Here is a 26,995-nt window from a genome sequence, read left to right as displayed (position 1 = left end):
TCTCAAAAAATAAGTTTGGTTTTCATTATTCTCCATTTTTGCCATATTTTGAAATACAACAGAAAAAAAATAGAGATCAGTAAAAACCCTCCCATAAAAAATCTACCACCCTCCCCCGGTAGTATATAAGACAAAGTTAATAAAAGAAAAAAAGGAATAAAAAGTTTCCAGTGAAAGGAAGTTTGCGGGAACCATGTTAGCAAAAAAAATATAAATGAAGCCACAGATCCAAAAAGAAAATAGTCAGCTCCCAATACAGAAACATCGATTTTCCAAAGCAAAAACAAAACACAAATGGAAACCAACCAAAACGGTTTATTTTTTTTCCGATACAAAAACAAAGAGAAAGCCAACAAAAAAAATATTGGTCTGTATTTTGGTAAAGATTCTTTAAGTGGAGCAATCACCGTGAACTGAACCTTTTCTTTTGCCAAAAACTGTTTCATTTCTGATTCTAATTCTTCCCAGTGAATTGATTTACCTTTTACCAAAATTTCCAAACTGGTTTCTCCATTTTTACGATAGATCCTAGCTGGAGTTTTTACAGTTTCGTAATTGCTCAAAGAAGATGTAAAAACTGGAATTCCTAGGTTCATTTTTGTTGGTTTGGTGGGATACCTCTCCAATTTTTTCTCTTGTTTGGCAACAAAACGAATGTCTATTAACTTTTTATCTAAAATCATTTTACCCACGATAGAAGATTGTAATTCAATGGAGCGCTCTCTAAGAGAATCATCCCAATCCAATCCTAACATATTACGATAATATGCGGAAGTTTGTAGGTCCAATCCTTCTGCCGAAGGTTGGAAACATAAAACCACTTCTTCAACTTCTTTTTTTGTGCGTATCCACGGCGTAAGCCAAAGAATCGTTTTTTCTAAAATTTCTGTATTTGCATTAGAAAAACGAATTTTCCGATCCGAATTAACATCAGACTCACCTAACAAATGGAAATAACCTGGTTCTATAGGTAGATTTTGGAACCCAATCTTTCTACCTAATTCGTTCAAACGAAAATAAAAAATAGCATTTGATGGATTTTGTTTCACCACAAGAAAATCAGTTATTTTTCTCATTAGGATGACACTTTCTACTTGTTTGGTAATTCGGATAGATTCTTGTTCTGGCAAAGAAGTTGGAAATTCCAATCTTCCCATTTGGATCGAACCATATGGAGCTACCACGGTTTGAAGTCCAAAACTCGAAAAAAAAGAAACCAACACCCCCATCATCAATAAAAATAAAGGCAGGATTAAATTTTTTTTTTTAGAACTTTTTATCTCTCTAGTGAACATTTCCTTATGAGAATGATAAATTTCTCTAAAAGAAAATTTTAAAGAAGGGTTTCCTTTTTTTGAAAAAGATTGGAGAAGATTTCTTGTAAATGGAACTAACAATAAAAAATAAAGATGAACTAAAAATAGAAGCCCAAAAATTTTGGGAACCCAATTCAAAATAATAAAAAACCATAGGAGCGAAAAGGATATAAAAAATGAAAAAACCCACTTCCCCATTCTTCTGATTGGAAAGAGAACTAAAAAATATTTCCAAACTAAAAACAGAAATAAAATCGATCGACCAATCGGAAACAATAAGAGGCAACAAATACCAAGAAAAATAACTAAAACAATATAAAATGATAATAAACTAACAAAAATAAATTCCCACTCGACTGGATAAAAGAACGGTACAAAGAAAAATATCAAATCTAGAAAAAGAAATAAAATAAAAAAGTGATACAAATCATCAAAAAAATCCTGCTGACTTGTATACAACAAAACCCAATCTTTATGATTTTCTAAAATTGAATTTAATTCCTTTGTTATTTGATACAAAGAAGTTCCATTCTTTGCATGGACCAAAATAGTTTCTGAATGTAATCCATTGATTCGTGTTCCGCGAGAAGATTTTTTTTTCTTTAGTTTTCACATCCCCAATCGATGAGACCAATAAACCTTCCCCAAAGCGAGAAGGAATTCCCAATTTCGACCAATCCTTCGGATTGGTAGGAAAATCTTTCTGAAACCACAAACCATTGCTTGGATCAAAAAAATAACCGAAGTTGTGGTTACGAATGGCAGCAAACACGACCGATAAAGATGGAAATTCGAAACCTTGGATCCGTGTGGGCATAATCTCTAAAACAATTTCTTTTTCAAAATCAGAATGATGCTGAAAAGAAGAAACACCCGCAATGGTTCGAATTTTTTTCTCTAACTCTTGTCGACTTTGGTCAGAACTTTTCTGAACCTTTTGCAAAATGACAATGAACTGGTCTTCTGGCTTTCCCGTTTGGATCTTTGGTGAAAGAGAATCCTTTGGAAATCTTTGTCTTTGCAGTAAATATTCGTTTCGAATTGCAAAAACAATATCTTCCTGTTTTACATTTTTTTCCAATTCCAAATGGATATGTGCATTCCCACGTTCAGAAATAGATTCTATTTGTTTATATCCAGAAACACCTTTTAAAATTTGTTCCCAGGGTTTAGTGATTTCTTCTTCCACTTGTAGAGCAGTTTTACCAGGCCATTGGATTTTTATCTGAATGGATTCAGATAATTCAAAAAATGATTCTTCACCTAACAAAAGATGATTCAATTTCAAAGTAGAAAACAGACAAAAAAACATCAACAGTGCAAAAAGCCGATAACGAAACCTTCGAATGAGATGTAACTTCACTGTATTTTTTTCCAAAATTTTTGAAAAAACAATGGGTAGAGATAAAAAACAAAAATTAATGAAATCAATATGCCCACAAACATTGTAGTAGCGATAGACCTAGAAAATTCGGAACCTGGGCTTACAAAAAAAATCACAGGAAAAAGTCCCATCATTGTTGTACCCGCATTTAGTACAATGGGCAAAGCCAACCAACGGAAAACATTTTCTTGTCTTTCACTCGCTGCAACTATATGATTCGAAACTTCAACCCATCTTTCACCAAACAACGAAATACTATCGATGGACAATCCAAGCAAAACTACAAAACCTATATAGTGCCCCAAATGAAAATTCGTAAACAAACAAATGATAAAAATGTATGTGACTACAAGATAAACAAAAGCAATGAGAAGATAAAATGCCGGGATCCGAAATGATTCATAAATACCAACTAGAGCCAAATAAATAAAAAGAAGAGAGACTAACAGAAGTATCAAAAGAATCAAATAGAACTTTTTAATTTCCTCATCAAGAGAGACTTTCAATAAAGACAAACGGCCTTTTGGATCTAAAACCATTGGGTCCAAGTCCAGAATCTGACCAACCCATTCTAAATAAAACAATCCAGATTCCCTACGAAACTGATCCAAACTTTCTTTTTTCTTTGTTGTAAAAAGGGTACTGAGAAAGGTAGATTCATTGGTTTTTGTTTTGAAACTAATCGTAGAAAACTCATTTGAGTTTGTTTCCTTAGAAAGAAAGGGCTCTAATCCTAGATACAAATCCGTTTTGTTTATATCTCCGAAAGAACCTAAATATTTAGGAGATTGTTCGTATAAAAACTTTTGTTTTAAATCTTCCTCATTCGGATGCCAAGCAGGATCTGGGATCTGAGTTCGACTCCAATCTTCGAGTGTAATTGTTTTTGGTAAAAAATCGAATTTACCATCCGAACTTTTTGTATTCGATTGGCTTTGAAAGTTTATTGCAATTTGTTTTAACTCTTCCCAATTTTCATGAAGAAAGGTGACCGAATCAATAGGAATGAATGGCAAAGCTCTCGTCACTTGCGAATGTATTTGCTCCAATTTCCAATCCCATTTTGATTGCCAATGTTCGTGAGAGAAAATCAAATCTAACTCTTTTTCCTTTGTGAAACCTAAAAATTTGAATTCAATTGGAATTGCTTTTTGGGGATGTTGGACTTTGTCATCATAAGAATAGATTGGTGATACAAATGAAGAAAGTCCGGGATCAAATATTTTGATTTTTTTCTCCAAAGCATAAACAAAACGAAGTTCCTCTTCCAAACTCATTTGATGTTTAGGTACCATTTGTAATCTAATTCCAACAGAACTTTGTTTTGGAAAAATTTCAAATTTCAACCCTAAACAAAAGTAACAAAAAAAAGAAACTAGAACCATAACAAACATTACTATACGGAGGTTCCTCAAAGAAAATAAGTGATTTGTATTATTATAAATTCTTAACAAAAAATCTTCTATTATCGATTTTTTATTTTTGTATTTTAATTTTTCAGACATCAATATAGAAAGCAATGGTACAACAAAAACAGAAGAGACAAAAGAACAGAAAACCAAAAGAGCAATACACACTCCGGAATCAAAAAAGAAATCTCTCCAATGCATTTGATAAAAAAGAAGAGGAATAAAAACCACAATCGTTGTAAGAGATGAGGAAATGAGAGAAACCAATACGGACCGAATTCCTTGTGTCACAGCATCCAGTGTTGGGAAGTTTTCAGACAAATGTTTTCGAATGGCAAATACAGTCAGATTACTTGCATCAAATAACAAACCTATCCCAACCGAAATTCCACCTAAACTTAGCAAGTTGATTGATATTGAAAAAAATAGAATCAGATGAAAAAACAAAACAAGAGAAAATAGAACAGACCCAAATAATATCAAAGCGGGCATCAAAGTCCGATATAGTAAAAATGAGAATAAAAAAGCAAACCCTAGTCCCCAAATCATATTAAAAGCACTTTGGGTGATTTGATTTTGTAGTTCCGTAGATCCATCGTAAAAAATTTCTGAAGCTAGGATTGGATCTGAGTTTTCTAATTTTGATTTAATTTCAGAAGACAACTTCAAAGGGTTTGCCACTGATTCAGTAAAAATGGAAATATAAATTGAATCTTTACCATTAAACCTTGTGAGTTTTTCTTTGGGTGATTCCGCTTCATATATTGAAGCCAATCGACCGAGCGAAACGGAGTTTCCGTTTCCTAAATGGATTGGGAACTCAAAAAGGTTTTGGTGATTAAGAATATCTGGCGAAAACTTTAGTTCTGTCTCATTTGTATATTCTTCTACTAGGCCAAGAGATCCACCACGAATTCCTGCAAGGATCTGCAATTCCAGCTCGTGGATGTTAATCGGAAATACATCCAAAACCTGAGGCCTAAGAGATATAAAGGAAGATTTTATGGGATTCCCGGAAATCCTAACTTCCGTTACTCCAGAAATTCTTTCCAATTGAAATACCAATTGTTTCAAATGAAATTGTAACTGAGATAAATCAGAACTTCCTTCTTTAGGGATTAGGATTTCAAAAAAAGGGTGGTCATCTATCTCCCCTTGTACCAACCGCGAAGTACCGACTCCAAAGGGTAGTTTATCTTTCATTTCCAAAATTGTTTGGTATAAGTCTTCCTTAAAATCTCGAGTGGAAACATCAAATTGTAGATCTATTTGTACGATGGACTTATTGTGTTCGGAAATTGTGCGGATTCGTTCTACAAATTTAACCGAAGATATCATTTCAGAAATCGGCAAACTGACCATTCTGTCTGTATCCTCGGCAGAATGATTGGGAAACTCTGTAAGAATGAAAAATCTAGCCGGAGTTAGTTTAGGTAATAACCAAATTTCTAATTCAGAGATTCTAAAAAAAACGGCAATAACCATTGATATACAAATTACAGAATACAGACGTTTGTGTTTGAATAAAGAGAGAACAAATATTTCTATCTTCATAAAACTAAATTAGTTTCTATTTCATCTTCAGAAGAAAGTCCAGAGAGTATTTCCAACTCATTTAATAAATATGGCTTTACTTGGATGAATCGTTTTTCTATTTCACTTCCATTTTTTATATTCACAAAAAAGCCACTTGTTTCATCCCCATGAAGCGAAGATGTTGGAATTAGAATTTTTTCAGTTACCTCATCTAACTTAACTTGCAAAATCCCAAACATTCCCGGTAAAACAATCTTCTGGTTTGGGTCCAATCGAACTTTGATCCCAATGCTATGAGATCTGGGTTCCAAATATCCACCGATTCGATCCACCTTACCTTTGATTGATGTTAAATTTGTTTGTGAAGGTAGAAAATAAACAGATTTTCCCGGAGAAAAATGAACCAAATCGGTTTCTGCAATTTGGAATCCGACTGAAAGTTCTCCTTTTTCGATCAAAACCATAACTGGGTTTTGATTGGTTAACTCTCCCTCCTTGGTCTGAATTTTTAAAATTTTACCTGATTTCGGAGCACGCAAACGTGCTTCACTTAACAACTGTTCATTTGATTTAATTTGATTTTTTATGATTTTTAATTGGGATAAACTGAGCTCATATTCTGAGCGTTCTATTGATGTATTTTTCTCTTTCCATATTCTTAATTTTTCTTCAAATCGATTTTCCTCAGACTCCAAACCTAAGTTTACACCAGAAAGAAGATTCTCACGGTCTCGGAGTAAATTTTTATATTGTGTTTGTTTGGACTCTTCTTCTTGTTTTATTTTTTCCACCTCAGAGAGAGAAACAAAACCTTGTTTCCAAAGAATATTTTTTTTCTCTTTCATATCTCTAATCAGAGTCCATTCTTTTTCAGCCAATTCAATCCATTCTGTTTTTTTATCAATTTCTCTAAGTTTGTTTTCAACTTGCTTCTCAGCCAATTTCCATTTTTCAAAAACGATACCAGACTGGGATTTTGCGATTTCCAAAGATAGTTGTAATCTTTCCCCTTCTAATCGTATCAATTCATCATCAATTTCCAAAAGAATTTGTCCCTCTTTGACAAAGTCTCCTTCTTGCACAAAAATTTTCCGAATCCGACCATTCTGTTTATTATGTAATTGAATTTCTTTTGTAGGTTCCACAACGGCTGGAAACTCCAGTAACCTATTCTCTTCAATAATTCTTGGTTTTACAAACGCCAAACTTTGTTTTGGCGCTTCCATAGCGGAGACTTCATTTGTTTTTCCCCATTCGTTTGGGAAATATAGAAATTTTACCAAAAACGGTAATCGATTCCGAATTTCTCTCGTAGACAAATAGGTATAAAGGATGGAGGAAAAAAGAAATAAAACTCCCAATACAATTGATTTACGAAACCAAACTTTTAGATAATCCCAAATTTTTCTATTCATACATTTGCCAATGCTAAAACAAAAAAGACAAATAGGATTGGATTTACAAAACCCAAACTATGAGATAAAAAAGCAACAAAATGATCTCGAGAAACAAACAAACGTTTGTATAATTCTCCGCTTTTGATGAGAAAAATTAAAAACAAAGCAGTCCAAAACATTACAACCAAAATTGAATAAAAACTAGAAGCTAAAAACAGACCCAAAAATTGGTTCCCTAAAAATAAAACACAAACAAAGAAAAAAAATTCATGAAATAAGCTTATCATCAATTTTCCAATATTATTTCGAAGTGTTTCTCTTGCCCTATGAATTAAGGAAAAAAGAAAATGAATACAAAGTGAAAGAGACAGATACAAAATCGAAACGAATAGAACACTGAAAATTTGAAAGGGATACAAACTCCATAATGAAACTTGTTTTCCTGAGGTTATTGCCTCCATTTCTAAATTACGATTGTCACTCATAAACTCATCCCAATTCCAAAAACAATGTATTCCATAAAGAAAAAGATAAATTGAAAAATAGAAAAAAGGAGAATGATAGATGAATAAAATTCTTTCCTTAATTGTATTCGCAATCATATCTCTGTAGCGTTTAATTCGTTTTCCAATCTGAGTGATATTCATTTAGTAATCTCCAATTCCTTTTCTAATCTATCTAAATGGGTTTGGAATTGTTTTGCTTGGTCCAAAAATAGTTTTTTTTGCTGATTCGGATGTTTACTGTTTTTGAGTTTTAAATACAATAAACAAGCCTCAGGTGATATAGGAAGTAATTCGATTAATTTAGATTCGTCTTCAGCTGAAATCGTTATGGGAAATTTTGAGACAATCACTGCTTTAAAATACAACAAAACTAATTCAGGAGTTTTGTATGTAAGTTCTGACCAATGGGAGAAAAACTCTTTCCAATCACCTAAATAAAACAAAGTTTTAGTATAAAGAACCTCTTCTAATGGTAGTAATTCTCGTTCTTTCTTTTTGTCCGTCAAAATAGAACTGACTACTGTTAGATGTCCGGAATGGTAAGCATCTGCCAGAACTTTCAATTCAGATGGGACTGGAATCTGTTTTTCAGAGCACTGAAAAAAGAGAACCGTGAACAAATGAACGAAGGCCAATTTTTTTTTCATGGCTGAACTCCTAAATTTTTCGGCAGAGATTCACGAATTGGCAATGGATTGGATTCATCCCAATTCCAATCAAATCGATTGATTTCCTTGTTTAATAAATGAATCCAAACCAATCGAATCGAAGGTCTGATTTCTCTAGATGAAAAACAAAAACGCAAAATAAAAACTTCGTTTGCCCCCACTCGCTCCGCTTGTTCTTTCCAAATTTGAGTTCGAGGTCGGATTTCCGCTGGCGGAAGATGCAACTGATTTCGAAAGTTATCTAAGTGATTTTCTGGAGTCGAGACCTTCACCTCATCCCAAAGTTTATCTCCGATGACGATAGAATAACCCATCAATTCTAATTCTTCCTGTATCTTAAGACTTATCTCTTTTTCTTCTGAATAACTGTCGTAAAAACCTGGCGATACAGAATGAAAGAATAGAATCTTTTTATTATTGGGAATGGGGTATGTAACTTTTCTTAGATTGTTTTTACTTCCAATACAAGTGAGAAAAATGAAACAACCAAAGACAAAATAATATTTCATTTTGCTTCTACCTGAATGGTAAATCCTACTTTCATTCGTTTCCCCGAAACAGACTTGGCTTCTGGATCTAATCGAAATTCATAATACGGGTAAAAGTTAGGAGCCCGAGCAGAGAAAGATAAATTAAAATCTCCACCAGTTGAAATATTTCCGAACAATGTCCCATTACAACTTGCTTCACTTTCCGCAAAGGAATAAGTCAATTGTTTACAACCAAATGGAGATACTGATTGGCAATGTGACCAATTCCATGTCGACAGACGAATGTTTGTTGATGGAGGAGATATCTTTGATAAACGGGACGCTCCAATCACAGATGTTGTATCCATATATTGGTTAAAAAAAATTCTAAAGTTGTCTGTGTTTACATCTGCACAATCTGAATTGGTTCCAGGTCCTCCGAACCCAGAATCACCACCGCGAAAATGATAAGAATTTGGGCTTAGAATGGGTAGTCCTCGGCTCCAAAAACAAAATCCAGAATCCCAAACAGCTCCAGTATCTGACCCTAATTCTTGAATCCCCAAACTGCAGTTTTGTGATTCTAAACCAAATCCAATAACTTCGGGATCATTCAAATCAGCCCCTACTAAAAAATCCGAACGAACGACTGTTGAGAGTTCCGCACCATCCAATGAATGAAGGCCAACTGGAAATAAAATATTATACCTTGTTTCGGGTGACCAATTGGTGTCAGGTAAAACAGTCAATGATGTGGAAGTTTCCCATTCCAAACGGTAAGAAATAACCGGCTCAATCCGTAGACCAAGTCCAACTTCAACTTGGTTCATTGGTTTGGAAAATTGAACTTGGATGGGAGAAGGACCTGGAATTCCTGAACAAACAAGATGATCACCGTCTAACAACAAATTATTGGCTATTCCACCTGCCAAACATTCGGAATCTGTTCCAGTAAAAGCAAAAATCGAATTTACTTCAGGAGACCCTGGAGTTTGTTTTTCACCCACACGAAACGGAATTGTATATACTCGATCCAAATCCTTTCCTGTTTTATCTTCGCATTGTTTGGTGAGCCGGATCACATAACCTCCGGATGGCAAATCTGTTTTCGGAGAATATTTTAGAGTGAACTCGGATGTTTCAAAACTCCCACGAACCGCAGGATCCAAAGAAAAAGCTGAGACACATGACTGAATCGACATAGCTTTACTAAATACAACGGAGATATTTGTTTTTGGATCTACATTGTTTGCATCTGACGAAGGAGAAAAAACAAGCACTTTGGGTATATCATTTGTGTTTAAAATTCCAATCCAGTCATCTAAGGAACCTATTTTTGAAGAACATTGAAATAACAGTGCGAATAAAAACAATAATTTCCATCTAACGAGTTTCATACGGATCCTCCATTAGAAATGGGTAAGGTTTCTTTTGAATTGGTTCGTTTATTTTTCTTATATCATTTTGAGGGAGATCTTTCCAATCCGCGAGAATCTTTGAAAGATCACTTGGGAATCGATTGGGTTCTAACCGGTAATAACGATTATCAAATGGATTTTCTCCAAGCAACAATACGAGTTCCAATGCCGTAGAAATATATTGGAAGTAAGGTTCCAACAAAAGTTCGAGTCCAACAAATACTTCTTCCTCTGATTTTAGGTATTCGATTTCAGAGATGAGTCCTTGTTTATTTTCTTCCCGTTTGGATCTGTGTTGGTTTAAATTAGATTTAGTACTTTCTAAGTAGAGATTGTATTTTTGATACAATTCATGTAATTTAATTTCTATTGAATGGACTTGGCTAAAAAAACTAATCTCCGATTGTTTCCAGTCAGCTTTGGCTTGCAAAAGACTCATTTTGGAATCGAATATTTTTTTGTTTCGGCCTAAATCATCAAATAACCCAATAGATCCACTTTGAAATGAATTTTCACCAGGACCAACTGGTTGTGGTCCATAACCTGGAATTCTTTGGATTCCGTTTCCTTCCGACTGGATTCCGTTTTGTGTGTTAGACTGAAAACTTGTTCCACCCAAGTTAGCTTGAACACCCACACTAAGTCCATAAATTTCATTCTGAAGTGGGAAACCTCCATTTCCACTTTTTCCGACATAACCACCTAACACCAATTTTGGCTTCCAATCGTTTTCCAAACTTTCTTCTTCAAGTTCTGCTAATTCTATTTGTAGCCTTGTTTTTCTCCGAAGTGGATGATTTTCATTTACAATCATTTGGTCTGAACTTGGATCAAACAGACGAATGCGTTCCGTAAATCCTCCCGCAAGAGAAATAGGAACATTCGGATCGAGAGACATGGTTTGGTATAAATCCAAAATAGCGAGTTTTTTTGCGGATTCAGAATGAATCCATTTGGATTGGAATTCAACTTCCCAAACTTTTCGCCATTCTGATTCGCTTTTAGAAGAAAGGCCAAGTTCCATTTCTTTTTTCCGTTTTTGCTGTTCCAGTTTGTAACGTTCTGATCTAAGTTGGTAAATCGAATCAACTAACTGTCGTTTTTGGAAAGAAAGATAGGCAATAGATATGGATTTAAATATTTTTTCTCTAAGAAGTTTTTTTTCTTCAGAATGGATCAGTTTTCTGATTTCCAATTTTTGTTTTTCTCTTTCTGTTTCACCTCCATCATATAAAAGTTGTTGAATCTGCAAACGAACATCGCGGTATTCCTGGTCAATCTGTTCTGGGTTTTTAGAAAAGATCCCAAAATAATGAACTCCTAATTTAGGTAAGTATTGTTTCCATTTCTCCCGAGACAAAATTGGGAAAATTTCCGAACGAACCTGTTCCAAACCCAAACTTCCATTCCGCTCCATCCCAATCCAAACGCAATCCTCCCATAACAATTTGCCCTCTGCCAACAAGGGACCAAAGAGTATTCCGATACCAAAACAAAAAACCCACAACTTATAGCACATATCAGTAGATAGGTGATAAATTCAGAGATTGGTTCTAACTTATCGTTTTTGTAGGGGATTTTTCGATTTTTTTTTTGGTTTTTTTAGCTTGTAAGAGGAGTGAGTTCTCTTATAAAAGTGGCATGATTCGGATCATTGTTTCCATTTTGTTTCTTCTTTTGACCACAACCCTTGCCGCCGAGGAAGTAGGGATTATTAGTTTCATCCAAGGAACAAATTATCTTTCTGGGCCTCGTTTCAAAAAGGGAAAAGAGCCAGTAAAGTTAGGTAGTATCCTAAAAAAGGGGGATACGATCACTACAGAAAACGGAACTTGTGAAATCCAATTGGCAACGCAAGCGACTGTCCGATTGTCCAAATACTCCTCTATCCAGATAGAAGACCTTCTCAATCCCAAATCAAAATCCACTACGCTCAAACTCGTTGGCGGAAAACTCTTCGTAAAAGCACACAAACCAGCAGCGGGTGTTCCAAGCCAAAATCAAATCAGTGTGGTCAATCCTAGTTTTGTGGCAGGTGTTAGGGGAACCGAATTTTTAGCTGCTTCTCCTGACGTAGGCGGAGTTGACGAAGACCTTAGTACCGTTGAAACTGGAGTTTATGTAAACGAAGGGACTGTGGCAGTTAGCCCAGACAAAAGAGGAAAACCGACCCTTATTACTGAAAACGAAGAGGCTATAATTTCAGGAAAAGATTTAAAAAAACAGATTTTAGATGAATTTGTAAAAGATAAAATGCGCATTTTTGAAGAGTTCAAAGCTATCAAAGAAGAAAACTACCAACGAATCAAAGAACAATACGAAAAGAACGACCAACTCATGAATCAATACAAAGGCCAAGGCAGTGGAGACGAGTAATGAAACAATTCCTAGTTCTCTCTTCGATTATTTCTCTTTCACTCTTTTCTTCTGACAAAATTGGAAGGTTACCTGTTTATAAAATTGCAATAGAGACAATTTCTTCATCCGACGATGCCTTGACTCTGCGTGATTTTATTAGAGAAGAAATCCAGACTACATCGCGGGGAGTAGTGACACCGGCCTTAAAAGAGTTTGAGCCTGGTATTTGGGAATTTGATAAAGAAGGAAATCCATCGGAAGAAACTGTTCTCCGTTTAAAACGACTCACAGCCATGGATAAACTCCTTCTCGTTTCTACGGAAGATGGACAGGCGGTGATTTCCTTTGTGGATGTTTTACACCAAAAATTGGAATACCGTAATTCACTTCCGGAGAGTCTTTCGAAGGCTCTTGTCTCCGATTTCCTCGGATTTTTAGATAAAAAAAATATTTACTTAGCTTTGTCAGAAACGGGTTCAGGATCCAATGCCCAACTCAAAATCAATTCCTTAAAACCAACTTATGTTGCCGGTGAACCCATTCGTTTTGAAATTGAATCTGCAGAAGACAACTATGTCTATGTCGTATTAGTTCCCGAAAATCAAAAAGGAGAACCAATCCTCCTATTTCCAAACCAAATTCAAAATGATAATTTTGTCCGCAAGGGCGATCGCGTGACTATTCCTGATAAACGAATTTCGTTTAGGGCATCCTCTACTTCTTCTAAAGACAAGATACGTGCTTTTGCTTCTCGCGAGGAATGGAAGGAGTTCCAACTCAGAGGCAAAAAAGAAGATTCTTTCTATAGGCTCCTGCCCCCAGCTGTCACAGGAACCAAGACCAGTATCAAACCAATGATTGTATTGCCCAATACTCTCACCGCATCCATTGAACAAAGTCCAGTGATGGAGTGGGAATACCAAATCCTCTCTCGATAAATTCTTGCAAAAACTTCTCAGATCTTTTTGATCAAAGGTATGAGAAGTTTTATCATTCAAATCAGCTCCCTCATCGCACTTAGTACACTCGTCTCTTGTTCGTTATTTCAAAAAGATGATAAAAAAGACGAAAATGTCCTAGGAGCACTCCTACTTTCCGTTTGGGCCTACAACCAATCGGCTGGTTGCTCTGGACCCAAGTCTGGATTTACAATTTGTATTCCCAAAGGAATCGCTGAGTAAATCATGAAAAAGATTCTTTATACGCTCATATTTTTTGGGATGAGCCTTCATCTTTCCGATTTCAACAAACTCACCCGTTTGAACAGAAACGACCAACTCATTCATTTATTTAGTAATGCCATCCATTTGGGAATTGGTTCCGAAAAACTTTGGTCGGCAACTAGTGCAGATAACTGGGGTTTTGTGCGCCAATCAGCCACCTGGGCTCGGGGGAATTCAGGAATCATCGATTCACTGATCCTTGCATTAAAAAACGCAGGTTACTTCAATAGTTCTGCACCAAGGAATGATGTCTTAAACAATGTCAATTTAAGCGGATTTGGTTCTGCAACTCTTACTATCAAAATCAGCCAATCTATTTCAGGAATCGCTTCCACTGCTTATACGGGTACCAAAACATTTAACCATTTTTTTGAAATTAAAAAAACAGGGGCCTCCACTCCCTCCTTACAATTGTTCTTCGATGATCCAGAGACAACTTTAGGAAACGATGGAGCTTTGGTTTACTATCGATTGGTTGATTTTGGAAATCCTCAATTTGCCAATGTAGGAAATGTCATCACTGAAAGTTATACTGCAAATGATTCAGTGTATGGAACCAAATTCCAAACTTATACATGGAGAAACGGACCAGAAAACGTAAGTTGGATTAGTAAACATGGTCGAGTGGTTCTAACGGAAGTAGATGCGGGAAGACAACTTTGTTTTCGCTCTGTGGTTCGTTTGACCTTTACGAAACTCAAAGAAGTGAATCCATCGGGAGCAACGGCATTAGACAATTTAAAAACTGTCTGCAACACAGCGCAAGGAACTGGCTCTAGCGACCAAATTTACTATGCATTGGCTTATATGCAAAAGTTTGATTCTCCTTTCCAAACGACTGCCAAAGCAACATTTACTATGAGTACCGCAAGGCCGGAAACAATCTGTGCCATACCTGAAACTCCATCTTCTCCTAATGTCCGTTTGTCTTATGGAATTTTTAATATTAATGGATATGTAACGGATCAGTTGTTAGCGGCCCAAGTTCCCCAAGACTATCCAAGTCCAACTGTTGGTGGAGCCGATTTTATGTCTGTAGATGAAGCTTTTAATAGAACTTATGTTGCCTTCGGTGCAAGTATTTCAGGTCAAACAGCACTAGGCACTGTCAAACAATACGAAACTACTTCCAAAGCGTTTTTGGATGCGTTTGATGGTTCCGACCAAAACCTAACATTTAAATAACGGTCATCAGAGAGACCAAATTTAAAAACCGCTAGTTGTTTCTATAAATTGCGTTGGAGAGAATGGATCCAGTGATACCCACGATCTCCAACCTCACATAAGAATCTTTTTCTTGAAATTGATATTTGGCAATATTTGTGTCCGGGTCCACTTGTAAAATCTCACCTGATTGGCCAATAAAACGTATTTCTAAATAACGCTCGTTAGAACTCAATAGAATCTTCTGGTCCGTCACTTGGATTCTTGGAACCTTTGGATCGTCTGCTCCATGGAAAAACTTTTTCACACAATAAAACGATCCTGATTGTAGAGCCGATAATACGGAGGATTGGTCTTTTGTTCCTTCTTTTGTAACGATATAACGAAGAAAACTTTCCCCTTTCCGCCCTCTTTGGTTGCCCAACATTTGAATGGCATTTTTCCAACTTGGCTGCTCAAAACGTCTGATTGAAGTTTCAGGAAAATAATGTAAGTCATCACTTGCCATACAGTGAACATTTCGTCCTTGGCTAAGTAAATTATCCAAAATTTTTGAATCATCTCCATACGGAGAATATACTTCTACAGCTTGAAAACCACCTAAAGAAGTCATCTCCTCTCTGGAAAAAGAATCAAATAGTTTAGGATGGGGTATGATAACATATCCACCTAACTTTTGCATACGATCCATAACCCAATTGAGATTTTCTCTTGTAGCATAAATTGGGAAATAATCATAAAAAGATTTTTTAATTCCAATGGCCAAAAGATGGCGTTTTTTTATATTTTGTCCCCATTCCAATCCACGAATGTATTCTGGATTTTCTGTCTCGGAAATTTGACCATAATCAGTGATGGCAACATTTGAAAAACCTTCTCGTTTGTATTCAGAGACAATTTCTGAAACTTTATGTCTTTCTGGAGTAAACCAAACCTCGTCAGAATGAGTATGTAATGAAATCTTTTCTTGTCCTTCCCCTTTCCAATTTTGGTATGGATTGGCTAGTTTGGATCCTTGAAATGGTGAGGAAGGTAGGATAATCGTTTTTCTAAGTAGAAGAACAACCGCTAGTTGGTAAACGGCCAATATTCCAAATAATGAAATTAAAACCAGTACGTAACGATACTTCCATAAGGATGGTCTGTTCGCCGTTTGCCTTCCGGTGTCGGTAATGGGTGCAGGAACATTGAAAAGCATATCCAAACTCTATAGTTCTTTTTTTCCAATTTGATTCCAGTTTTGTTACAAAATGAATACAAACCTAAGAATTCAAATCTGCTTTGACAAAGCAGACTGAATTATCTGTCTGGAGACTGTGAAATTCTTATCTGTCCACCGCACTTTTCTGATCTTACTTTTTGCCTTAACCATATTTTTATTTTATGGAAATACCTCTCCCTTGGTTGACCAAGATGAAGCAGCTTATGCTGGTTTTTCTCGAACTATGGTGGAAAACGGAGATTATCTCAGAATGGAATTCCCCTATTCCACTCCTCATCGCAAACCACCACTTCATTTCTGGATCACATCCTTTTTTTTCAAAACCTTCGGTGTTTCCGAATGGGTTTTGCGTCTATTTCCCACAATTTGTATCTTAGGAACAAGTTTATTAACTTACCATCTGACAAACGTTATGTTTTGTTCAAGGACAGCATTATACGCATTTAGTATATTAGGATTTTCTCTGTATTTTCCACTCAATGGGAAAATAGCTTTGGTCGATTCTCCTTTAGTTTTTTTTGGAATGGCTGGGTTTGTATCTCTTTACCATTGGATCAAATCTAACAAAAAACGTTTTGTTTTTTTGTTTTGGTTCAGTGTTAGTTTAGGGCTACTTGTAAAAGGTCCTCCCATCTTGATTTTCCTTGGAGGGACATGTGTTCTTCTTTTAAGTATCAACGAAATCCGTTCTAAAATTTGGGGCCTTCATCCCTTTTTATGGCTTCCTGTTAGTGCGATTCCATTATTTTTATGGGGTTACCTTTCATGGCAAAAAGATAATGGAGAACTCATTCGATGGATGTTGGACTGGTATATCTTTCGTCGTGCGACAGATCCTGTTTTTGGTCAAGCGGGCCCACCCGGCACCTATCTTATGTTATTCGTAGTGACGTTATTTCCCTGGACTAGAATTTATTTATCCTTTCTCTATGAAAATGGTTGGAAACTATTTGCCTTAATCAAAACAAATGGTCTAAGAGTTTTTAAAGATCTTTTCCCTTGGCTTTGGAAAGAATCCGATTATACATTTACACCAAAACGTTTTTTACTCCTTGGACTTGTTTTTTCTTGGATATTTTACGAAGGATTGGCAAGTAAACTTCCTTCTTATCCCCTTTCCGCTTATCCCATTCTTTCCATTTTATTAGGAGACCAACTCGCGAGAAAACACAACCAAATCTATATGTATCGAATTTACCTAACGGTCTCACTTGTGATGATAACCATCATTTCTTTTGTGATCCTTCCCAAGTTTTCGGAAATCAGAAAGGATACGAAAAATATGGCAGGGATTATTAACGGATACGTTCCCATCGAAAAAACATTACATTCATTTGGGTCACATGGAATCCCGAGTTTCGCATTTTATTACCACCGGCCCATAAACGAAATCACTTGGTCTGAAGTCCAATCAACCAAAGGATACTTATTAGTCTCTGATTCTGACTACCAGATTTGGAAAGGTATGGGAGTGGATTGGGAACCTGTGGGAGATTCTTTTTCTATCTATGCCTATGATCGAAATAAAAAACTAAATCTTAGGCTTGTCAAAACAAAAGATCCTTAGTTCAAAAATCGTTTTTTTATGTTTGGTGAAGGAACCATACAAGCTTCTGCTTTCCCAAACCAAACATACCTACGTTTGGCGATAAACCGATAAATCGAATTTCGAATCATTCGCGGGAAAAACCAGAATCCAAAAAATAAAAACCAAGGGAATTTTAGTTCCCTAACCAGTTGTAAAATGGCATCGGATTCTAAATACAATGTATCTTCTTTCCAATACAAAATGCTATCCGGAAGATTAGGTATTAAATCCTTTGAAAAAAGGGATTGAAAAGTTTCAGAACCAATGGAAGAAAAATATAAATTTTCTTTTTGGTTTCTTTTCAGAAGGAACTGAACGGATCCCATACACAAATGGCAAACCCCATCAAAGAAAACAATTTTACTTTTTTCCGGTGGCATCCTTTCCCTCTACTTCCAAACTGACATAATATCAATTGAAATCGAGTCTAAATCAATAGAGGTCTTTATGTTTCCTGAATTTCATTCTGAAAATCTTCCTAAAAAAGAAACTGCCATTTTAGAAAAAATGGAGTCTAACAAAAAGTTCATCCAATCTCTACTGAATAACGACAAACCAACATTTCAAAACTTCGTTAAACCTTACCAAAGAATCCAAACAGAGTTAAGTGATCTTGTTACAGAAATTTCACATCTCAATTCAGTCAAAAACAGTGACGAAAGCCAAACCATATATAGCCGGCTTTTACCGAAACTAAGCGAATATTATACTGACCTTGGACAAAATGAAGATATCTTTTCTGCATTTTTGAAAATCCAATCAGCAGAAACAAGTTTGTCTAGTGAAGCCAAAAAAGTATTAGAAAATGAAATTCGAGACTTCCGATTGTCTGGGGTGGGACTCGAAAAAAAAACTAAAGAAGAACTCAAACAAATTGTAATACGATTGTCAGACCTTTCCAACCAATTTTCACAGAACGTTCTGAACGCAACCAACGCATTTTCTCTTAAACTGACAGAAGAAGAGGTAAAAGGACTTCCCGAAAGCGAAAAAATTTCAGCAAAACAAGAGGATGGAAGTTATTTATTTACCTTACAATTTCCATCTTACATTGCTTATATGACCTATGGTGAAAACAGAGAAATTAGAAAAAAACTCTATGATGGATATTGTACACGCGCACCCGAAAATGGGAAGTTAATGGAAGAAATTTTGGAGCTACGAGAAAAGGAAGCCAAACTTCTTGGTTTCTCTTCTTACGCTCATTTGAGTTTGGCAACAAAAGTAGCAAACAGTCCAGAACAGGTTTTAGAATTTATAGACCATTTAGGTAAAAAAGCAAAACCTATCGCCGAACGAGAGCTAGATGAAATTAAAAATTTTGCTAAAAAACTAGGGTTATCCAATCTTGAACCTTGGGACCTAACCTACTTTTCAGAAAAACTAAAAAAAGAATCTTTTTCTTATGATGAAGAAATCTATCGCCCCTATTTAGAAAAAGAAACTGTAATAAATGGTACCTTTGTATTTTTGGAAAAACTTTTGGGTGTAAAATTTAAACAAGTAAATACAACCGTATGGGAACCATCTGTTCTTTGTTATGACCTAGTTGTTGATGGCGAAACAAGATCACGATTGTATTTGGACTTAGAAGTACGAACAGAGAAAAAAGGTGGAGCTTGGATGCACAATTGGAAACCGCATTTCCAAGATGAAACAGGAAAAACCGAACTTCCCGTTGCCTTTGTGGTTGCAAGTTTTCCTAAAGCCACAAAAACACAACCTTCACTGCTAAGACCAAGTGACGTTGTCACTCTCTTCCATGAACTAGGTCATGCCCTCCATCACCTTCTTTCGCGAGTCAACGAACCGTTTGTAAGTGGAGTGAATGGAGTTGAATGGGATGCAGTGGAATTCCCTTCTCAATTTTTAGAAAATTTTGTTTATGAACCAAAAGTTTTAGAACTTTTTGCCAAACACTACGAAACAAAAGAACCCATTCCGAATTCTTACATTGAAACCATGGTAAAGGCCAAAAACTTTATGTCTGCGATGGGAGTGGTTAGACAATTGGAATTTGCTAAATTTGATATGTTGATCCATTTGGAAAAACCAACCGAGGAAAGAGTCCAAGAAATTTTGGACCAAGTCAGAAAAGAATTTTCTGTAGTGTTTCCTCCTGTTTATAACAAATTCCAAAATTCATTTACTCATATTTTTTCAGGTGGGTATGCAGCCGGATATTATTCCTACAAATGGGCAGAACTACTTTCCGCGAACGCCTACTACTCGTTTGTTGACAGAGGAGTTTTTGATTTAGACCATGCAGCACATTTCAGAAAAACAGTTTTGGAAAAAGGTGGATCTGGAAATGCAATGGACCTCTTCCGAGACTTTTATGGAAAAGATCCAGAGATTGATGCACTACTTCGTCTCAATGGAATTGCTGCTTAACTTTCGTATGGAATTGGTGATAACCTCTATAGAATCGGTTGACTTGATAAGTTTTCGAGTTTTCCGATTTTGATCTAAAACGTATATATAAGTGGAATGGTCAATACTTTGGCCATCATCTGCCTTTTGTACAAAGGCTGCATATTGTTTCAGAATTTGGTTAGTAGTATCTATTGAAAACGATAGTCCAATGGATTGCGGTATATAAAATTGAACATACTTTGTAGTTGTCTCTGGTGAATCTCTTTCTGGATCTACAGAGATAAACACCACTTTAAATTTTGTTTTTTCTGCTTCTGAAAGCGGTTCCACTGCTGCTTTAATTTTTGCCAATGTATTGGGACAAAAATCAGGACAATAGGTGTATCCAAAAAAAACGAGTAACACTGGTTCAGAGAAAGATCGAAATGAAATCAGTTTTCCTGTTTTATCTTTCGCTTCTACATTCCCACCAATCGGAAGATCTGTGAATTCCAAAGCAGAACCACAAGTTCCGAATAAAGCACAAACAAACAAAACTATAATAAACTTTTTTTTCATAATGAACGCTCTTCTACAATAATGACTCTTCTTTCTCCATTCGAAAATTCTAGTTCTAATTCTAATTTTTCTGAATGATTTAATTTGTCGTATAACATTAAATGTTTTCCTGTTCGCTCTAGTTGGATCGATTGATTTGCTTTTAGAAGTATAGGATATTCCAACTTTCGCATCTTTGCAACTTGAGTTTCGTTGTCTACTTTGGTTTCATGGAACTCTATTGTTTTGTAAGTGGAACTTACAATGTTTCGAATCTCCACATCCACAGGGAAAGGATTCCAAATTTCACCATACACGGCAGCAGTTTTTGCTACTTCTGGCGGCGGTGTCATCCAAAGTTTGCTGGTCTCTGTCGGTTTGTGACAGAAAACAAACAAATTGACTTGAATTAGTAACAGAATTCCTGCATTTGTTATATTTAACTTTCGTAACAAGAGAACCTCGATGAGAATAATAATCAAATGGGTGATTGCCATCACTCTCATTCTATCTTCATTCCTAGTATCCACTTACAACTGGTCTATCAGTGAATACAATTATGATTCCTCGCAGAAATTCGAAAATTTCGATGCCTTTTACCAAAACGAATTGAAGATCAGTGCAAAAGAAAATACAAGGCCAAACAACGAAGAACTTCTTGTCCGAGTATCAGAAGAAAAAACACCCATTGTAATTGTTTACATTCATGGATTTGGTGCAAGCCGTGGTGAAGGAGAAGAAGTCACAAACAAACTCTCCGAATACTTTGGTGCTAATACATATTATTTAAGATTACCAGGGCATGGAACAAATCCCGAAGACCACCTAAATACAAAATTTCAAAATTATCTTCAAGATGCAGAAGAAAGTTTAATTTATGCAAGGGAACTAGGTCAAAAAACAGTACTCATCGGAACAAGTATGGGTGGTAACATAGCATCGTATTTAGCAGCGAAACACCCTGACCTTGTTGACTCACTTGTCCTTGTGTCCCCATTTTATGATTTTGATGATCCGTCGGCTCATATTTTTAGATTCCACTGGGGAAAATCTTTTATCAATGCAATCAAAGGGGAAATGCGAATTTCTAAAACTGACCCAAAGGATGAGTCCGCTAAGTATTGGTATTTAGATCAGTACTACGGAGCTATACAAAACATTTTAGACTTAAAACGATTTATGGATCACAACAACCCATATCCACAAATCGCAACCCCCACCTTACTCATGTATTATTATAAATCAGAGACTGAACACGATTTTGTTGCATCTATACAAGCAATGTTACATGTTTATGATCTGATCCAATCCGGACCAAATCATAGTCCAAAAAATAAATTGTTAAAAGTTGAAAACGGAGCACATGTTTTACTTTCAAAATACGTAAAATCTGACAAAGAGCTGATTGAAAAAGAACTCATTCAGTTCATCAAAGAAAGTACGGGAGCGGAAGAAGCACCAAAACTAAAGAAATCCAAACGATAACAAAATCGTTTCATACAATTCATCAACGGATATTGGTTTAGAACGAACCAATATCCCTTCTGCATCCAACTCCTCCGAATCTAATCCATCCATATTTCCCGTATATAAAACCGCAGAAAGATTGGGATTTGTTTTTTTAATTTTTCGAATGAGACTGAGGCCATTCATTTCCCGCATTCTATAGTCTGATAAAATAAAATCGGGAGTTTTATCCTTCAATCCATCCAATGCCATGGATGAACTTCGAAAAACCTTAGGCACTACCTGTTTTTGAGAGAGCACAAAACAAATTGCTTCACTAGCAGCTTCGTCATCTTCAACAATCCAGATTTCTTTTTTAGAAATCTCTAACCAAACATCTTTTGGATTGTTTCCTTGGATATGAGGCGAAGATCCCAATAAGATTTGTCCTTCTTCTAATGGAAGGAAAATATGAATAAGGACAGTCATTGGTTCTGGTTTTTCGATATAAAATTCCCCACCCCAGTTTTTTACATAACGATTGATTAGGTGCATTCCAGCCCATTGGAATTCTTCATCACCAAAGTTCACAAAATCAAGTGTATTGAGACCAGAAAGACTCGGTAACGAAAGTCCCGTAAACTCCATAGATACCAAAAGTTTAAATTCGTCGGCCGGAGACGTTTGAATCCGAACGAGTCCTCGTTTTCGGTCATCCCAAACAAGAAGTCCTCCCGAAGTGAGCTCACAGAGAATTTTTGAAAACCGAACGGCATCTAACTTAGTATAAAGGGGAGATTTGTAAAAATCAAATTGAGCTTCCACATTTTTAGGCAAACCAGCATTCACCAGAGGAATCGAAGACTCCACAACTGAGGAAATTTCTATTTTAGTAGCAGAGTTTTCATCCTTTACTTTTGAATATTTGATAATTCGATGAATCATTGAACGGGCATTATCTGCACCCATTCTTATTTTTTCTAAATATTCCAAAATTCGATTTTGATCAAATTTTCCAGACTGAATTTGTTCTTCACCTAACTGCGAAAACACATGTATGGGTTGGAGGTAATTATTTAAATCATGTGCAATGTTTGTTGCTAAACTCCCAATTGTTTCCATTTTTTGAGAATGAAGTTGGTAAGATTCGAGTTGTTTTTTTTCTGTAACATCATCCAAAAACACATAATAAAAATCTGGTTTTCCCTGTGAGTTACGAAAGGCACTGATTCGGCGATAAACGCTAATTCGACGCCCATCTTTTCTTGTGAGTCTAGACTCTTCGGCACCTTCTTTAAAAAAACCAAAGTATTCCATCTCTTCTTCTGATATTGGTTCACCTTTAATTCGTTTGATATTCAAATCCGTTAAATTTTGAAAACTATATCCTGTGATTTCTGTAAACCTTGGATTGATTCGAAAGTATCCACCTTCCCAATCTTGCAATGCCATACCTACAGATGCATTTTCAAAGAGTCCCAGAAAAAATTGGATTTGTTCGACAATATTGATTTCATTTGTTTTTTCATTGGTCACATCACGAACAAAAACAATTTGTAAATCCGAATCCATATTGGGTATTTTTACTTTTCGTTTTTCAAATTGAAACCACCGCACAAGCACTTCATTCGGCATGAGGAATCGGTAATCTCCAGTGATCGTATCCCGATCAAAATGTTTATTCGGAGATAAAAACTGGTTTCTAAAGTTTGATTTATCTTCTTCCGCAACCCATAACAACAAATCGGATTCCAAACAATCTTGACCTGGCTTAGCACAACCCAAATTGTTTTTAAAAAAATCGTTAGAAAATAAAATCTGACCGGTTTTGGGATCTGTTAAGTAGACACCACCGGAAAATAGATTGGGCAAGACCTTAAAGAATTCTATCATTCCGCTTGCTTCTAGATTCGTTTGCATAACTCTTGCCTTAAGAGGGAAATATGCCATCCAATCCGTTTTCTTTTCAAGCACCTATTGCTTTTTTTAATTTAGGACCATGGGAGATTGCACTCATCGTTTTCTTAGCGTTACTTTTTTTTGGTGGAAAACGCCTACCAAGCCTTGCCAAAGATTTGGGTTCTGGAATCAAAGAATTTCGTAAATCCTTGACAGGCCAGGAAGACGAACCATCTCAAACCAGTTTTCCGCAAGAAGAGCCAAAAACTACTTCTGGCGCTTCCAAATCTGGAAAAAAGAAAAAAGCATAAGACTTAAACCTTGGCCGGGAAAAAAAGAACCGCACTACCGCCGCCGGAGGATTCTGAAACCAGGGAAAAATACATGTCCCTGGGGGACCATCTCGAAGAACTCCGCCAAAGACTCATTTATTCCATCTTAGTGGTTTCTGTTTTTATGACGGGCACCTTGTATTTTGGTAGTGAGATCCATACCTTTCTCATCCAACCTTATAAATCAGTCCTTGGCCCCGATGCCCATTTTTTTCAGATCCAGCTTATGGCTCCGTTTCTGATTTATCTCAAAACATCGTTTATCTTATCGGTTTTGGTTTCTCTACCATTCCTTTTGTACATCCTTTGGGGATTCATAGCTCCAGCTGTGGATCCAAGGACGGAAAAATGGGGAAAATTCATCATCCTATTTTCCACATTACTTTTTTGGTCGGGACTCGCCCTCTGTTGGTTTACAGTTTTTGAAAACTTCCTTCGGGTTTTTCTTGTGGTGTTACGTCCAGACGGAGTCGATCCGTATTTACCAATTGACGAGTATTATGATTTGTTTTTTAATTTGCACCTAGTGTTTGGTGCTTCGTTTCAATTGCCAATTGTCCTCATCCTACTTGGTAGGATTGGTATCCTTTCTTCAAAGTTTTTGATTTCCAGATGGAGAGAGGCGGTGCTTGTCATCGCAGTGGTTTCGGCTGTTTTATCGCCAGGTCCTGATGTATTTTCTATGTTAATGTTACTTGTACCTCTTAGTTTTCTATTCTTTCTTTCTGCACTCATCATGAAAGTTTTGGAAACAACAGACCGCAAATGAGCTTCCGAGTCAAACTCCCTGTACTTTTAGGTATCATAAGTTTTATTTTCTTTTTCATCCATTTTTTATTTGCAGAATTTACTTTTACCCATTGGCAAAATCCCAAAGGAGAAAATGCACTTAACTTTAATTTGGTTGGGATTTATTCTTCTTTTGTATTTTCATTATCAATTGGTTTTTTAACTTATTATTTTCTTGGATTTTTGTATCAGTATATTTTACATTTAATTGCGCATATCCAGGACAACGAACTTCCCAAAGACATTCGCAATCTAAACAAAGATACGGAAGAATACAAAATTTACAAATCGGTTCGATTTACGCTCCTCCAAGGGGATGAAAGTTTTGGTGAAGAACAATTCGAAAACAAATTTGATTGGAAAACCAATCAAGCCGCATCTGTTAATAAACAAATCCCAGACATCCATATACCAAAAATCCATGGGTTCGATGTTTCTGTATTTCCGTCTGTCATGCGTTATGCGGGTGCAGATTACATTCGTATAGTAAAAGCAAAAGATGGAATTTTTGGGATCCTTGCAGGACATATGGAACCAGGGATTTTAGAGTCTTCGGAAAAAGTATTCATCCATGGTATCATTTCTTCTTTTGGAGACGGACTTTTTACAACAGAAGAAATTTTGGAAAAATTAGAAGCAGCACTTCACCAGTTTACTTTTTTAAAATTAAAAATTTCTGCATTTGGAATCCAAAACAAAGAAGATAAAATGTCTTTTTTACATTATATGGATATGCCCATTTTTCAATTTTCTGATCATGGAATCCAAGTGATCGAAGGGAGTGGAGACGACCATTGGTATCCCAACCACAAACACCCACTTTCCATCGCCGACGGAATCGAAATTGGAGATTATTTGGTTTGGGCAAGTGACAGGACCCTTACTCAGTTTGGTCTCACATCTTTTGAAATTATGGAAGAATTTGTAGATTATCTTTTGGATTTAAAGCCAAGTTCATCAAGACAGATGTTACTTGCCATAGCGAAAAAGATGAGTGCTTTAGGTGCTGAAAGAAATCTTTCAAACCCTATGGAAAAACTTTCCATCTTAGTCGTTCGGCGAAACAAGTAACCGAATTGTATGACGAAGTAAATCCAACTTGCCCCAGTCACCGTGCCCCGGAACCACCACTTCAGCATCAGGATAACGTGACAACACCCGCTTCACAGAGTTTGGCCATTCATTTAAATCTGCTTCTTTGACATTCCCGAGGTCTTTTGCATCGATTGCCTTGATAAGGCAACCTCCAAAGAGGATATGAGTTTCGGGAAGCCAAACTACAATATTATCTGCCGAATGCCCATGGCCCGGGAAAAAAACTTCCACCGATTGGTTTCCAGCACCAAGTCTTGTTTGGATGTCTAGGATAGGATTTGTTTTTCCCAGTCCTCTTTCCTTGGCAAGTTTTGCCGTTAAAGAAGTACTATAAACAGGGATGTTTCGTTTTTGGAAAAGGGAAACACCCGCCATACGGTCGTCATGTGCATGTGTCACAACTAAAAACAAAATCTCTTTTTGGAACTTGGTGCTGATCTCTGAAAACAGTTCTTCTGTTTGAGATTCTGTCCACGGAGTGTCAATGACAACAGCTCCTTTGTTTGTGAGTATCGCAAGACCATTGGCAGAATAAACTTGCCCACTAAAAGTGCCGAAACTGCGATGGATCCAAACAGTTTCTTTGATTTTGATCCACTCCAAATGCGAGGAGGATACACTTGAATCTAAGATTTTCCTTTGGTGAGTTGGTGTGGCAATTGGATCAGTGGTTTTTCCAAGTTGGCAATGGGAAAAAGAAAACCCAATGCCAAATAAAAAAAACAATACTAAGAATCGAAACATGAAAGGCAAAGTGAATTCGTAGAACCTGTTTTTGATTGGATCGGAATCTAACATACATTACCCCTAAAAAAGAAAAACCTATCAATCAGATAGGTTTTACCAAATTCCCTAGATCCAT

Annotated in this window: 25 protein-coding genes; 10 read left to right on the top strand and 15 right to left on the bottom strand. The window is 36.2% G+C overall.

Going from position 1 to position 26,995, the window contains the following annotated elements:
* Nucleotides 1-2: 2 nt before the first annotated feature.
* From CH364_RS18790 to CH364_RS03800, 9 genes are all read right to left on the bottom strand, one after another.
* On the bottom strand, nt 3-1,148 hold the full coding sequence (locus tag CH364_RS18790) for a hypothetical protein (protein WP_244280394.1): 1,146 nt from the start codon (nt 1,146-1,148) through the stop codon (nt 3-5).
* 640 nt (nt 1,149-1,788) lie between these two features.
* Nucleotides 1,789-2,679 carry an efflux RND transporter permease subunit gene (locus tag CH364_RS18785; protein WP_243401239.1) on the bottom strand — a complete coding sequence of 297 codons (891 nt, stop codon included), beginning with the start codon at nt 2,677-2,679 and terminating at the stop codon, nt 1,789-1,791.
* Nucleotides 2,676-5,663: an efflux RND transporter permease subunit gene (locus tag CH364_RS03830; RefSeq protein ID WP_100742282.1), complete on the bottom strand. Its 2,988-nt coding sequence runs from the start codon at nt 5,661-5,663 to the stop codon at nt 2,676-2,678. The genes CH364_RS18785 and CH364_RS03830 overlap by 4 nt, the downstream gene beginning before the upstream one ends.
* Nucleotides 5,660-7,060 (bottom strand): efflux RND transporter periplasmic adaptor subunit, encoded by a 1,401-nt coding sequence (locus CH364_RS03825; RefSeq protein ID WP_243401238.1) that lies wholly within the window; start codon nt 7,058-7,060, stop codon nt 5,660-5,662. The genes CH364_RS03830 and CH364_RS03825 overlap by 4 nt, the downstream gene beginning before the upstream one ends.
* Nucleotides 7,057-7,689: a hypothetical protein gene (locus CH364_RS03820; protein ID WP_100742281.1), complete on the bottom strand. Its 633-nt coding sequence runs from the start codon at nt 7,687-7,689 to the stop codon at nt 7,057-7,059. The genes CH364_RS03825 and CH364_RS03820 overlap by 4 nt, the downstream gene beginning before the upstream one ends.
* Nucleotides 7,686-8,195, bottom strand: coding sequence for a hypothetical protein (locus tag CH364_RS03815; RefSeq protein ID WP_100742280.1), 510 nt, complete (start codon nt 8,193-8,195; stop codon nt 7,686-7,688). Before CH364_RS03815 ends, CH364_RS03820 begins: the two co-directional genes overlap by 4 nt.
* Nucleotides 8,192-8,725 carry a hypothetical protein gene (locus CH364_RS03810; RefSeq protein ID WP_243401237.1) on the bottom strand — a complete coding sequence of 178 codons (534 nt, stop codon included), beginning with the start codon at nt 8,723-8,725 and terminating at the stop codon, nt 8,192-8,194. Before CH364_RS03810 ends, CH364_RS03815 begins: the two co-directional genes overlap by 4 nt.
* Nucleotides 8,722-10,083 carry an Ig-like domain-containing domain gene (locus CH364_RS03805; RefSeq protein WP_423790159.1) on the bottom strand — a complete coding sequence of 454 codons (1,362 nt, stop codon included), beginning with the start codon at nt 10,081-10,083 and terminating at the stop codon, nt 8,722-8,724. Before CH364_RS03805 ends, CH364_RS03810 begins: the two co-directional genes overlap by 4 nt.
* Nucleotides 10,070-11,623, bottom strand: coding sequence for a TolC family protein (locus CH364_RS03800; RefSeq protein WP_208859276.1), 1,554 nt, complete (start codon nt 11,621-11,623; stop codon nt 10,070-10,072). Before CH364_RS03800 ends, CH364_RS03805 begins: the two co-directional genes overlap by 14 nt.
* A gap of 122 nt (nt 11,624-11,745) precedes the next feature.
* Between CH364_RS03800 and CH364_RS03795 the strand changes: the two genes are divergently transcribed.
* The 4 genes from CH364_RS03795 to CH364_RS03780 are packed head-to-tail and all read left to right on the top strand — an operon-like array spanning nt 11,746 to nt 14,870.
* Nucleotides 11,746-12,480, top strand: coding sequence for a FecR domain-containing protein (locus CH364_RS03795; protein ID WP_100742279.1), 735 nt, complete (start codon nt 11,746-11,748; stop codon nt 12,478-12,480).
* A complete protein-coding gene (locus CH364_RS03790; protein WP_100742278.1) occupies nt 12,480-13,400 on the top strand; it encodes a DUF4384 domain-containing protein in 921 nt (306 codons plus the stop codon). Before CH364_RS03795 ends, CH364_RS03790 begins: the two co-directional genes overlap by 1 nt.
* Before the next feature lie 39 nt (nt 13,401-13,439).
* Nucleotides 13,440-13,643: a hypothetical protein gene (locus CH364_RS03785; protein ID WP_100742277.1), complete on the top strand. Its 204-nt coding sequence runs from the start codon at nt 13,440-13,442 to the stop codon at nt 13,641-13,643.
* Between the two features lie 3 nt (nt 13,644-13,646).
* Nucleotides 13,647-14,870 carry an LIC_12337 family protein gene (locus CH364_RS03780; RefSeq protein ID WP_100742276.1) on the top strand — a complete coding sequence of 408 codons (1,224 nt, stop codon included), beginning with the start codon at nt 13,647-13,649 and terminating at the stop codon, nt 14,868-14,870.
* Nucleotides 14,871-14,901: 31 nt separating this feature from the next.
* On the opposite strand, the gene CH364_RS03775 is transcribed toward CH364_RS03780, so the two are convergent.
* Nucleotides 14,902-16,047: a phosphoesterase gene (locus tag CH364_RS03775; RefSeq protein ID WP_100742275.1), complete on the bottom strand. Its 1,146-nt coding sequence runs from the start codon at nt 16,045-16,047 to the stop codon at nt 14,902-14,904.
* Nucleotides 16,048-16,165: 118 nt separating this feature from the next.
* Between CH364_RS03775 and CH364_RS03770 the strand changes: the two genes are divergently transcribed.
* Nucleotides 16,166-17,638, top strand: coding sequence for an ArnT family glycosyltransferase (locus tag CH364_RS03770; protein ID WP_100742274.1), 1,473 nt, complete (start codon nt 16,166-16,168; stop codon nt 17,636-17,638).
* Here the strand turns inward: CH364_RS03770 and CH364_RS03765 are convergent.
* Nucleotides 17,635-18,039, bottom strand: a complete 405-nt coding sequence (locus CH364_RS03765) for a thiol-disulfide oxidoreductase DCC family protein (RefSeq protein ID WP_100742273.1) — start codon at nt 18,037-18,039, stop codon at nt 17,635-17,637. The genes CH364_RS03770 and CH364_RS03765 overlap by 4 nt on opposite strands.
* 67 nt (nt 18,040-18,106) lie before the next feature.
* Between CH364_RS03765 and CH364_RS03760 the strand changes: the two genes are divergently transcribed.
* Entirely contained in the window at nt 18,107-20,053 is a 1,947-nt protein-coding gene (locus CH364_RS03760; RefSeq protein ID WP_100742272.1) for a M3 family metallopeptidase, read from the top strand.
* Here the strand turns inward: CH364_RS03760 and CH364_RS03755 are convergent.
* Together CH364_RS03755 and CH364_RS03750 are read right to left on the bottom strand one after the other, a co-directional pair.
* Nucleotides 20,024-20,593, bottom strand: coding sequence for an SCO family protein (locus CH364_RS03755; protein WP_100742271.1), 570 nt, complete (start codon nt 20,591-20,593; stop codon nt 20,024-20,026). The two genes, CH364_RS03760 and CH364_RS03755, sit on opposite strands and share 30 nt — an antisense overlap.
* The gene (locus CH364_RS03750) at nt 20,590-21,027 is read right to left on the bottom strand and encodes a copper chaperone PCu(A)C (protein ID WP_243401236.1); all 438 of its coding nucleotides are present in this window, start codon (nt 21,025-21,027) and stop codon (nt 20,590-20,592) included. Before CH364_RS03750 ends, CH364_RS03755 begins: the two co-directional genes overlap by 4 nt.
* A 10-nt stretch (nt 21,028-21,037) precedes the next feature.
* On the opposite strand from CH364_RS03750, the gene CH364_RS03745 reads away from it, so the two are divergent.
* Nucleotides 21,038-22,057, top strand: coding sequence for an alpha/beta hydrolase (locus CH364_RS03745; protein ID WP_100742269.1), 1,020 nt, complete (start codon nt 21,038-21,040; stop codon nt 22,055-22,057).
* On the opposite strand, the gene CH364_RS03740 is transcribed toward CH364_RS03745, so the two are convergent.
* Nucleotides 22,037-23,938: a hybrid sensor histidine kinase/response regulator gene (locus CH364_RS03740; protein ID WP_100743384.1), complete on the bottom strand. Its 1,902-nt coding sequence runs from the start codon at nt 23,936-23,938 to the stop codon at nt 22,037-22,039. The two genes, CH364_RS03745 and CH364_RS03740, sit on opposite strands and share 21 nt — an antisense overlap.
* A 23-nt stretch (nt 23,939-23,961) precedes the next feature.
* On the opposite strand from CH364_RS03740, the gene CH364_RS03735 reads away from it, so the two are divergent.
* The 3 genes from CH364_RS03735 to rktP are packed head-to-tail and all read left to right on the top strand — an operon-like array spanning nt 23,962 to nt 26,109.
* The gene (locus tag CH364_RS03735; protein ID WP_100742268.1) at nt 23,962-24,228 is read left to right on the top strand and encodes a Sec-independent protein translocase subunit TatA/TatB; all 267 of its coding nucleotides are present in this window, start codon (nt 23,962-23,964) and stop codon (nt 24,226-24,228) included.
* Nucleotides 24,229-24,238: 10 nt separating this feature from the next.
* On the top strand, nt 24,239-25,018 hold the full coding sequence (gene tatC, locus CH364_RS03730) for a twin-arginine translocase subunit TatC (protein ID WP_207762204.1): 780 nt from the start codon (nt 24,239-24,241) through the stop codon (nt 25,016-25,018).
* Entirely contained in the window at nt 25,015-26,109 is a 1,095-nt protein-coding gene (gene rktP, locus CH364_RS03725) for an Arg-Lys translocation region protein phosphatase RktP (protein ID WP_100742267.1), read from the top strand. Before tatC ends, rktP begins: the two co-directional genes overlap by 4 nt.
* Here the strand turns inward: rktP and bla are convergent.
* On the bottom strand, nt 26,086-26,931 hold the full coding sequence (bla, locus tag CH364_RS03720; RefSeq protein ID WP_243401235.1) for a subclass B1 metallo-beta-lactamase: 846 nt from the start codon (nt 26,929-26,931) through the stop codon (nt 26,086-26,088). The two genes, rktP and bla, sit on opposite strands and share 24 nt — an antisense overlap.
* Between the last annotated feature and the right edge of the window lie 64 nt (nt 26,932-26,995).

Source organism: Leptospira harrisiae, from assembly GCF_002811945.1.
Classification (GTDB): Bacteria; Spirochaetota; Leptospiria; order Leptospirales; family Leptospiraceae; genus Leptospira_A; species Leptospira_A harrisiae.
The sequence above is the reverse complement of the archived record's forward strand: the minus strand, read 5'-3'. Positions and strand labels throughout refer to the sequence as shown.